This window comes from Microbacterium sp. I2 (genome assembly GCF_051364985.1).
GTDB lineage: Bacteria > Actinomycetota > Actinomycetes > Actinomycetales > Microbacteriaceae > Microbacterium.
Genome location: NZ_JBLWIH010000007.1, coordinates 431,831 through 442,761 on the forward strand (window position 1 = coordinate 431,831; position 10,931 = coordinate 442,761).

Here is a 10,931-nt window from a genome sequence, read left to right on the forward strand (position 1 = left end):
CGACGCCGCCAGGCATCCACGGCGCCGACGACGAAGGAAGGAACAGGGACATGCCCAAGGGACGCGGGTCGAATCTGAAGGACCGCGAACTGTACGAGGAGCTCCGTGAAGACGGAGCGTCCAAAGAGAAGGCCGCCCGCATCTCCAACGCCGCGGCCAGCCAGGGACGCAAGAAGGTCGGAAGCCGCGGCGGCAGCGCCGAGGACTACGACGACCGCACGGTGCCGGAGCTGCGCAAGCGTGCGAAGGAGCTCGGTCTCACGGGATACTCGGGCAAGAAGAAGTCCGAGCTGATCTCCATGCTGCGCAACCACTGAGTCGCGCCTCCGCTGACGCGGACGATCACTGACACGAGCTCGGCGTGCCTCGCCGGGCGGGGCTGAAGGATGAGGGGGACGGATGCCGAGACTCGCGCGCGTCCGCCCGCTCGATGACCCCGGGTTCCGCCGGGTGCGCGCAGGCTCCGGTTTCCGCTATCTCGACGCCAAGGGCGGCACCCCGGCGCAGCGCCATCTCGACCGCATCCACTCGCTCGTCATCCCGCCGGCGTGGGAGGACGTCTGGATCAGCGTGCGGCCCGACGGGCACATCCAGGCAGTCGGAACGGACGACGCCGGCAGGCGGCAGTACATCTACCACCCGGACTGGACGGCGGGCCGCGATCGCGGCAAATACGCCCGTGCGCTCGCGCTCGCCGAGGTGCTGCCCCGGGCGCGAGGCCGAGTGACCACATCCCTGCGTCGCGATGCGCTCGACCGGGAGCGCGTGCTCGCGGTGTCGTTCCGCCTGCTCGATCAGGCGGCGCCGCGCATCGGCTCGGAGCGCTACCTCACGGCCCACGGCAGCCGGGGACTCACGACGCTTCAGCGACGGGATGCCTCCGTGGACGCCCCCATCGTCTGCCTCAGCTTTCCGGGCAAGAGCGGCAAGCGGCAGCTGCTCGAGATCGACGACGCGGACCTCGCCGCAGTGATGGAGCTTCTCGCGACCGGCCGGCCGCGCTCGTCGCTGCTGGCATGGGAACGCGGCAGGCGACGAGTGCCGCTCACCCCGGCAGAGGTCAACGCCTACGTGCGGTCACTGACCGGCGGGACGTTCACCGCCAAGGACTTCCGCACGCTGCGGGGCACGATCCTCGCCGCGGAGGCCCTTGCCCGCATCGGAACGGTCGACACGAAGTCCGATCGCAAGCGCGCCGAGCAGCTCGCGGTGCGGGCCACCGCAGAGGCACTCGGCAACACGCCGGCCGTCGCCCGTGGCTCCTACATCGACCCGCGCGTGTTCGCGCGCTACCAGGACGGTCACCTCCTCGACCTGTCGATCTCGCCAGAGTCGGCGATCCGGGGACTGCTGCGCCCGGGCTCGCGCTCCGGCTCGATCCGCGACCGCGAGTAGCGTGAGGGGATGCCCCAGCCGGTCGACCAGCGCACCCTCGCGTACGTGATGGTCGGCGGAGCGATCGGCGTGCTGGGCCGTGCGGCGATCGTCGACCCGGTCGGCGATGAGATCGTGCCGTGGGTCACGCTCGCGATCAACGCGGCAGGCTCGCTGCTGCTGGGCATCGTCGTCGGGTGGCTGGACGACCGGCACCCGCGCGCGAGGGCCTTCCTCGGCACCGGCGTGCTCGGAGGGTTCACCACCTACAGCGCCTTCGCGGTGCAGACGGCGCTGTGGATCAGCACCCCGTGGCTCGCGATCGGCCTGGCCGGGGCATCCCTCGCCGCCGGAATCGCCGGCGCGATCGCCGGGCTCTTCATCGGGCGCCGGATCGCTGATCGTCCGGGAGAGATCGAGCTTCCGCAGGACGCCCGATGAGGGCGTGGCTGATGCTCGTCATCGCCGTGAGCGGGGGCCTGGGCGCCGGGCTGCGATACGTCGTCGACCGGGGCCTCACCCCGAAGGACGGCGGCCGGTTCCCCACGGGCATCCTCGTGGTGAACGTGTCGGGCTCTCTCGCGCTGGGACTGGTCACCGGGCTCGGCACCGCCGTCGCGCCCGAGCTGTCGCTCGCGCTCGGGCTGGGCCTGCTCGGCGGGTATACGACCTTCAGCACGGTGTCGGTCGAGACCGTGCTGCTTGCCGAGCGGCGGCGGTGGCGGGATGCCGCGCTCAACCTGTTCGGCACCCTCGTGCTCGCGCTGGCCGGTGCGGGGCTCGGCATCGCCGTCGGCGCCGGGATCGCGGCGGCTCTGGGCCGTTGAGCGTCATGAAATACTGAATCCGATACATCCTCGTATCGTCGCGGGCTCCCGCATCCCCACAGCACCACTTTCCCAGTGAAGGCAGCCGTGTCGAACCTCGCCGTCCTGAGTCTCAAGAACCGCGCGCTGATCGCGCTGATCACGATCGTGGCCGCCATCTTCGGCGGCCTGGCGCTGACGAACCTCAAGCAGGAGCTGATCCCCTCGATCGAGTTCCCGGCGCTCATCGTCGTTTCGACGTATCCGGGCGCGTCGCCCGAGGTCGTCAACAACGACGTGTCGACGCCGATCGAGACGGCGATCCAAGGGGTCGCGGGCCTCGAATCCACGACGGCGACCAGTACGACCAATGCCTCGGTCATCCAGGCCTCGTTCACGTACGGCACGGACCTCGCGACGGCCGAGCAGAAGATCCTGCAGGCCATCAACCGCATCGAGGGACAGCTTCCCGAAAACGTCGAACCGTCGGTGTTGTCGGCGAGCATCGACGACTTCCCGGTGATCCAGCTCGCCGTGACCGGCTACGACGACGAGGCCACGGTGCAGGCCCAGCTCGAGGCATCCGTCGTTCCCGACCTCGAAGACGTCGAAGGCGTCAACGCGGCATCCATCGTCGGCGGCGTCGGACAGCGCATCACGATCACGCCCGACCAGGCCGCGCTCGCCGAAGCCGGCTTCAGCCAGCAGGCGATCACCGACGCGATGGAGCAGAACGGCGTGCTCTTCCCCGGTGGCGACATCACGGAGAACGATCAGACCCTCACGGTGCAGACCGGCTCGAAGCTGACCAGCGCGGACGACATCGCCGGGCTCCCCCTGGTGCCGACGTCGGCCGAGCAGCTCGCGACCGGCGAGGTGACGATCGGAGAGGTGGCGACGGTCACCCAGGAGGCCGATCCGGTCACCTCGATATCGCGCGTGGACGGCGAACCGGCGCTGACGATCGCGATCACGAAGCTGCCCGCGGCCAACACGGTCGAGGTCTCGCACGGCGTGCTCGACCTGCTGCCGTCGCTCGAGGACTCTCTCGACGGCGCGAAGTTCACCGTCGTCTTCGACCAGGCGCCCTACATCGAGCAGTCCATCGAGACCCTCGCCGTCGAGGGGCTGCTCGGACTGGTGTTCGCGGTGCTCGTCATCCTCGTGTTCCTGCTCTCAGTGCGGGCCACACTGGTCACGGCGATCTCGATCCCGACCAGCGTGCTGATCACGTTCATCGGCATTCAGGCATTCGGCTACTCGCTCAACATCTTGACCCTCGGGGCGCTGACCATCGCGATCGGTCGCGTCGTGGACGACTCGATCGTCGTGATCGAGAACATCAAGCGCCATTACGTGGGCGACGCCGACAAGCTCGCCTCGATCAAGCGGGCGGTGCGTGAAGTCGCGGCGGCCATCACATCGTCGACGATCACCACGGTCGCGGTCTTCCTGCCGATCGCGTTCGTCGGAGACATCACGGGAGAGCTCTTCCGTCCGTTCGCGCTCACCGTCACGATCGCCATGCTCGCCTCGCTGCTCGTGGCGCTCACCATCGTCCCGGTGCTGGCGTACTGGTTCCTGCGCCCGGGGAAGCCGCTGCTGGACGCGAACGGCACTCAGGTCGACCCCGAGGCGCCGGACGCTCCGCCCTCGCGCCTGCAGAAGGCCTACCTGCCGGTTCTGCGATGGACGCTGAAGCACTCGTGGGTGACGTTGCTGCTGGCCGTGCTCGTGCTCGCCGGCACGGTCGCCGCCGCGCCGCTGATGAAGACCAACTTCCTGGGCGACTCGGGACAGAACACGCTCACCGTCACGCAGGACATCGGCCCCTCGCCCAGCCTCGACGCCGAAGACGCCGCCGCCGAGAAGGTGGAGGACGCCCTCATCGGCATCGAGGGCATCGAAACCGTGCAGGTGTCGATCGGTTCGAGCGGCTCGCCGCTACGGGACGCGTTCTCCGGCGGAGGCGCCGGCATCACGTACTCGATCACGACGGATCCCGACGTCGACCAGGTCGCCTTGCGTGAGGACGTGCAGCAGGCGGTGGCCGACCTCGACGACGTCGGTGAAGTCACCGTCGCCGCCTCGGGCGGCGGCTTCGGCTCCAGCGACATCGAGATCGACGTCACCGCTCCCGACTCGTCGACGCTGCAGGAGGCGACCGACGCGGTCGTCGCCGCGGTCGAGGGCTCGAAGGGCGTCGGCCAGGTCACGAGCAACCTCGCGGCATCGCTCCCCTACATCGCGGTGGTCGTCGATCGAGACGCCGCCGCCGAGCGCGGCCTCTCGGAGGTCGCCGTCGGCGCGATCGTCTCGAACACGATGCAGCCGCAGTCGATCGGCACGGTCGAGATCGACGACTCGACGCTCACCGTCTACCTCGCCGCGTCGCAGACACCGGCGACGATCGACGAGCTGCGCCGGCTGCAGATCCCGACAGCGGCCGGACCGGTCGCCCTCGAAGAGCTTGCGACCGTCGAAGAGAGCGAGGGTCCGGCCTCCATCACCACCGAAGGCGGCCAGCGCACGGCGACTGTCGCGGTGACGCCGTCGACCGACGACCTCGCTGCCGCGACCTCGACGGTGACCCTCGCGCTCGAGGACGCCGACCTGCCGGCCTCGGCAGATGCGTCGCTCGGCGGTGTCGTGTCGCAGCAGCAGGACTCGTTCTCGCAGCTCGGCCTCGCGCTGCTCGCCGCGATCCTCATCGTCTACATCGTGATGGTCGCGACGTTCAAGTCCCTGCGTCAGCCGTTGCTGCTGCTGGTGTCGGTGCCGTTCGCGGCGACCGGCGCGATCCTGCTGCAGATCGCCACCGGCGTGCCGCTGGGCGTCGCGTCGCTCATCGGTGTGCTGATGCTCATCGGCATCGTGGTGACGAATGCGATCGTGCTCGTCGACCTGGTGAACCAGTACCGCGAGAAGGGACTGTCGGCGCACGACGCGACGATCGCCGGTGGGGCACGACGCCTGCGGCCTATCCTCATGACGGCGCTCGCCACGATCTTCGCTCTCACCCCGATGGCGATGGGCATCACCGGCCACGGCGGGTTCATCTCGCAGCCGCTGGCGATCGTCGTGATCGGCGGCCTGGTGTCGTCGACCGTGCTCACCCTGCTCGTGCTGCCGACGCTGTACAACCTCGTCGAGGGCGCCAAGGAACGCCGCCGGGCACGCCGCGGCGGCGCCGGTGATGACGGTGGCGACGGCGGTCCGGCTTCTGAGGGCGACGGGCCGACGAGCGGGACGGTCCCCACGCCCCCTCCAGGCGCCGCTGGCGCGTCGCCGGGAGCCTCGGGGCGCGTGGGCCCAGCCGCGGCTGAGCCGGCTCTCGTCGGCGCCGGCGTGACGGCGGGAGCCGCCGCGGACGCCGCCTTCGAGACGCGGCGTCAGCGCCGGGCACGTGAGGCAGGTCTGGCTACCGGCGCCATGGAACTCGCGACGGTCGACGTGCCGCCCCTCGAGGAGGGGCCCGACATCGAGGTGCCCGTCGGGGGCGAGAGTGGCGGGGTGGTCCCGGCGAAGACCGATGCCGCACGCGCAGCGGTGCCTGAGGGGCACGCGCCGACGGATGAGACCCCCGTGGGCGGCGCTGCCGAATCCGCGACGGCTCCCGCGCTCGAGGACGGCGCGCCGGCGGTCATCGATGCGGTGCCTTCGTCACCCGCGGCGGACCCGTCCGAGGATGCCGCCGTCGAGCACGTGACGGCGTCCGACGACAGCGGAGAGGCCGAGTACGGCCCCGACTCTGAGCCCGGTACGGACGCCGAGCCCGAGGCCGCGCCGGAAGCCGAGCCCGAGCCGGACGCCGAGCCCGAGGCCGCGCCTGAGCCCCAGGCCGAGCCGGAGCCCGAGCCCGAGCCGGAAGCCGCGCCCGAGCCGGAAGCCGAGCCCGAACCGGGGGCGCCGGAGGCAGCCCTGACGGACGAAGCAGCTGAGCCCGACGCGGAGTCGGAAGCCGAGCCCGAGCAGGAAGCCGAGCCCGAGGCGCCGGAGGCAGCCCCGGCGGACGAACCGGCCGAGCCTGGGCCGCTCCCCGAGGCTTCAGGATCGGCTGACGAAGTCGATCCTGAGCCGGCACCCGAGCCCGACTCGGACGAACCCGGCGCCGGCGACACCCGGGACTAACGGGCGAAAACACCACTCGGTGAGGTGACACGCCGGGGTGGGGCATCCGGTGTCGGCGTGTCTTGGTGACGGACTGGTGTTTTCGCAGGTTCGCGGCGGCTCGGGTGGGCGGGGTCAGCTGCCCGGAGCCGACGACTCCGGCGGCTTGGAGCGCGGAAACACCAGTCGGTGAGGCGACACGCCGGGGTGGGCATCCGGTGTCGGCGTGTCTTGGTGACGGACTGGTGTTTTCGCAGGTTCGCGGCGGCGCGGGTGGGCGGGGTCAGCGGCCCGGCGCCGGCGACACCTGGGACTGACAGGCGAAAACACCAGTCGGGGCGGTGACACGCCGGGGTGGGGCATCCGGTGTCGGCGTGGCTTGGTGACGGGCTGGTGTTTTCGCAGGTTCGCGGCGGCTCGGGTGGGCGGGGTCAGCGGCCCGGCGCCGGCGACACCTGGGACTGACAGGCGAAAACACCAGTCGGGGAGGTGACACGCCGGGGTGGGGCATCCGGTGTCGGCGTGTCTTGGTGACGGGCTGGTGTTTTCGCAGGTTCGCGGCGGCCGACAGGACGCCGGACGGGACTCAGGCTGATCGGTGCAGCCACGGACGCAGCATCCGCGTCACCCAAGGCAGCACCGCGTACGTCATGACGGGCGTGAGCAGCACCGTGGTGACGACCACGCGTGCGATCAGCGGCCACTCGCTGAAGCCGGGCACGAATCCGAGCAGCCACGATGCGAGCAGGTTCGTCGGGAAGAAGCCCAGCCAGATCGTGACGGCCTGCTTCCAGCGGGGCGGCGCCGACGGGATGGGCTGATGGATGGGGCCGGTCGGCGTAATCGCGTCGGAGCCGCGCGGACGGCCATCGGCATCCCGCGGCTCGACGTCCGTGGCGAAGGGCGCGTCGAACCAGCCCTCGATGCCGGTGCGGCGTTCGACGCGGACCTCACGGGCGAAGGCGCGCCCGGATTCCAGCCACCACGCGCGCTGACCGGACTGCTCCCAATCCTCGAGCGTCGGGATGTCGCGGAAGCGGTAGAGCATGTACCAGAGGTCGCTGCTCTCACCCGCGCGGACCCAGCCTGAGCCGAGGAAACCGGGGAAGCCGGTGGCGAGGTCGGTGCCCGCCTGCATCCAGCTCGTGGCTTCGGCGGTGCGGGAAGGGTCGATGCGTCGTTCGATCGCGACGGTGATGGGGTGGGCCACGGGTTCTGCCATGACATCCATTCTCGGCGTGCGGCACGCCGCACCATCACCGGGGCGGATGCCGGACGACGCGATGTGGCACGGCGACCGGTCATGTGAGGGACGGCGGGATGCGGCATCCCGCCGTCATCGTCCTTCCCGGCGGGTCGGTGGGCGAGCGCGCGCGGCAGCGACAGCAGCCAGATGCCCATCGAGACGAACGCCACGAACTCGAATAACGCGAGGGTGATCAGGCCGGCTGCCAGCAGGGCCATCCCTGTTGCGAGCAGTCCCACGCAGAGCATGGTCGCGCGGCGGAACCGGCGGCTGCGCCCCGGCAGCGCCAGACCCGCGCAGACGATCGCGAGGAACGACAGGGCCAGGCCGATCGCGATCAGGTCGTGCATCTGCGCGCTGACCGGAATGGGCACGAGGCCCACTGCGGTCAGGTGCAGCCCGGCCGACACGATCGCCGCGCGGAACGCGCGGGCGGTGCGGCGGCCAGTGCCGGCCGGGAGCGCGAGCGCGACGAACACGCCGTAGACGGCGAGGACGAAGCCCGAGAACATCACGCTCGTGTTGAAGACGCGTCCCGATACGTCGGCGAACGTGCCCAGCTGTGAGAAGTGGAGCTGCCACCACAGTGCGTCTCGCGTCGTGAGGACCGAGATGATCACGCCCAACGGCAGGGAGAGGACGGCGAGACGACCGATTCGGTGGGCAGTCGCGGCATGATGGACGGTCGGCAGGGCCGAGGATGGAACGCCGACTGCCGTCGACGGAAGGCCACGCGTGCCCGCCGGACCAGGTGGCGCGGTTGCTGCGGCGGAAAGGGTCGTGGGAGACATTCGACTCACGATCGGTTCTATGGCGAACCGTCCGGTGTCGGGTCGACCCCCCAGGCGGACCCGTCACCGAGGTCCGCCGCGTACGGCAACAATCCCCAGTTCAGCGGCAAGCCGCTGGGGAAACAGTAACGCTGTATGCCGGGAGAGCGCTGGCCGAATATTTCAGAGGCGCGTACAGGATGTGCGCAGACGACCCCGGTAAGGTGGGGGAGTCGGCTCTGGACACCGCGTCACGCGGATGGGTTTGTGAGTCCAAGGGGCCGATGGTCAGGGCGATTCCGCCTCGACGACCATCAATATCGAATGGCCCCCGGCCGACGAGAGTCCGGGTTACTCCCCGCTGCGCGCGATCGTGCGCGGCGGCATGCGGAGCGCTGTTCTTGCGAGAACAACCCAGAAAGTCACCCATGCCCAAGAACAAGAAGCCCGCCGGCGGACGGCCCGCGAAGAACTTCGAGCCGCGCTACGGCGCAAAGACCAGCTATCAGGACCGCAAGCGTCGTCCCGGTGAATCCTCCGCCGGAAAGCCCGGGAGCAAGAGCGCGGGACACCGCGGCCACCGCGCCGATTCGACGGACACCTCTCCCAAGCGCCGTTGGAGCGCCCAGGAGAAGGTCGGCCGTGACGAGGCCCGCGGCATTCGCACCCACGCGCGTGATGACCGTCCGGCTCGTTCGTTCGATGATCGTCCGCGTCGTGATGACCGTCCGGCTCGTTCGTTCGATGATCGTCCGCGTCGTGATGACCGTCCGGCCCGTTCGTACGATGACCGTCCCCGTCGGGATGCCGGAGACCGTGGTGCGCGCGACGCCGGGGCGCCGCGACTTGATCGTGTGAACCGCGACGACCGTCGCTCGTTCGGCGACGCGCGTCCGTCCTACCGGGGCGACGACCGCCGCTCCTCGTCGTCGGACCGTGGCGCGCGCTCCTTTGATCGTCCGGCTCGTTCGTTCGATGACCGTCCTCGTCGTGACAGCGGTGACCGTCCGGCTCGTTCGTTCGATGACCGTCCTCGTCGTGACAGCGGTGACCGTCCGGCTCGTTCGTTCGATGACCGTCCGCGTAGCGACAGCGGTGACGGCCCGGCTCGTTCGTTCGATGACCGTCCGCGTCGCGACAACGGTGACCGTCCGGCTCGTTCGTTCGACGACCGTCCTCGTCGCGATAGCGGTGACCGCCCGGCTCGTTCGTATGACGACCGTCCCCGTCGCGACGACCGTCCCCGTCGCGACGACCGCCCGCGTCAGGAAGGGCGCCCGCGTCGCTCCGACGCGCCGAACCGCTCCGACTGGAACGCACCGACCCGCACGGCCGCGCGTGAGGCGCAGGTCGATGTCGTCCACGAGCGACTGCAGGCCGAGGCCGTCCAGGCCGGCGAGGTCGAGAACGTGACGTTCGGCGATCTGGGCTTGGGCGAGAACATCGTCCGCACGCTCGCCGACCTCGGTGCGCAGCATCCGTTCCCCATCCAGGCCGCGACGATCCCCTCGATCCTCGACGGCAAGGACGTGCTCGCCCGTGGTCGCACCGGCTCGGGCAAGACCATCGCCTTCGGGGCGCCGCTGGTGGAGAGCGTGCTGCGCTCGCAGTCGGGCGGACGCCGTGAGTTCGGTCGTGCGCCGCGAGCCCTCATCATGGCGCCCACGCGCGAGCTCGCGCTGCAGATCGACCGCACGATCCAGCCGATCGCCCGCAGCGTCGGGCTGTTCACGACGCAGATCTACGGTGGTGTGCCGCAGGGCCGCCAGGTCGGCGCTCTCAAGAAGGGCGTCGACATCATCATCGGCACGCCTGGCCGCATCGAGGACCTGCTCAACCAGGGCAAGCTCGACCTCTCGCAGATCCGCATCGCGGTGCTCGACGAGGCCGATCACATGTGCGAGCTGGGGTTCCTCGAGCCGGTGCAGCGCATCCTGCGTCACACTGCGGACGGGAGCCAGAAGCTGCTGTTCTCGGCGACGCTCGACCGCGAGGTCGCGTCGCTGGTCGACGAGTTCCTCGTCGAGCCCGCGGTGTACGAGGTCGCCGGTGAGGACCAGGAGTCCGGAACCATCGAGCACCGCGTGCTCGTGATCGACCACCGCGACAAGGCCGAGATCCTCACGTCGCTCGTCGACCGCGATGCCAAGACGCTCGTCTTCGCGCGGACGCGCGCGTACGCCGAGATGCTCGCCGAGGAGTTCGACGACGCCGGCATCCGCGCTCTCGCCCTGCACGGCGACCTCAACCAGGCCAAGCGCACGCGCAATCTGGAGCGGCTCACGTCGGGACGTGTCAACGTGCTCGTGGCGACGGATGTCGCCGCCCGCGGTATCCACGTCGACGACATCGACCTGGTCGTGCAGGCCGACCCGCCGGACGAGTACAAGACGTACCTGCACCGTTCGGGCCGCACCGGCCGCGCCGGCCGCGAGGGCACCGTCGTGACGCTCATCACGCGTCAGCGTCGTCGTCGCATGACCGAGATGCTGGAGCGCGCCGAGATCGATGCGCCCTTCGACGAGGTGCGTCCGGGCGATCACGTGATCGAGGCCCTCCGCCAGGCACGCTGACACCACGGCACCACTGCACCACCGCAGCTTCGGGGGCGGGTCTTCGGACCCG

General features: G+C 70.1%; 6 protein-coding genes and 2 pseudogenes. 6 read left to right on the forward strand and 2 right to left on the reverse strand.

Annotated elements, in window-relative coordinates:
• The first annotated feature begins 50 nt into the window (after positions 1-50).
• From ACLKM7_RS07175 to ACLKM7_RS07195, 5 genes and pseudogenes are all read left to right on the forward strand, one after another.
• The gene (locus ACLKM7_RS07175) at positions 51-317 is read left to right on the forward strand and encodes a DUF7218 family protein (RefSeq protein ID WP_436446455.1); all 267 of its coding nucleotides are present in this window, start codon (positions 51-53) and stop codon (positions 315-317) included.
• An 82-nt stretch (positions 318-399) separates the two neighbouring features.
• Positions 400-1,395, forward strand: a complete 996-nt coding sequence (locus ACLKM7_RS07180) for a DNA topoisomerase IB (protein WP_436446456.1) — start codon at positions 400-402, stop codon at positions 1,393-1,395.
• A gap of 9 nt (positions 1,396-1,404) precedes the next feature.
• Positions 1,405-1,815, forward strand: coding sequence for a fluoride efflux transporter FluC (locus ACLKM7_RS07185; protein ID WP_436446457.1), 411 nt, complete (start codon positions 1,405-1,407; stop codon positions 1,813-1,815).
• Positions 1,812-2,201 carry a fluoride efflux transporter CrcB gene (crcB, locus tag ACLKM7_RS07190; RefSeq protein ID WP_436446458.1) on the forward strand — a complete coding sequence of 130 codons (390 nt, stop codon included), beginning with the start codon at positions 1,812-1,814 and terminating at the stop codon, positions 2,199-2,201. Before ACLKM7_RS07185 ends, crcB begins: the two co-directional genes overlap by 4 nt.
• 87 nt (positions 2,202-2,288) lie before the next feature.
• Positions 2,289-5,471, forward strand: a pseudogene (locus ACLKM7_RS07195) (efflux RND transporter permease subunit); the annotation flags it as partial.
• Positions 5,472-6,876: 1,405 nt separating this feature from the next.
• Here ACLKM7_RS07195 and ACLKM7_RS07200 read toward each other — a convergent pair.
• Positions 6,877-7,521: an antibiotic biosynthesis monooxygenase gene (locus tag ACLKM7_RS07200; protein WP_436446459.1), complete on the reverse strand. Its 645-nt coding sequence runs from the start codon at positions 7,519-7,521 to the stop codon at positions 6,877-6,879.
• 209 nt (positions 7,522-7,730) lie between these two features.
• Positions 7,731-8,327 (reverse strand): annotated as a pseudogene (locus ACLKM7_RS07205) (hypothetical protein); the annotation flags it as partial.
• A 407-nt stretch (positions 8,328-8,734) separates the two neighbouring features.
• Between ACLKM7_RS07205 and ACLKM7_RS07210 the strand changes: the two are divergent.
• Entirely contained in the window at positions 8,735-10,879 is a 2,145-nt protein-coding gene (locus ACLKM7_RS07210; protein ID WP_436446460.1) for a DEAD/DEAH box helicase, read from the forward strand.
• Positions 10,880-10,931 lie beyond the last annotated feature (52 nt).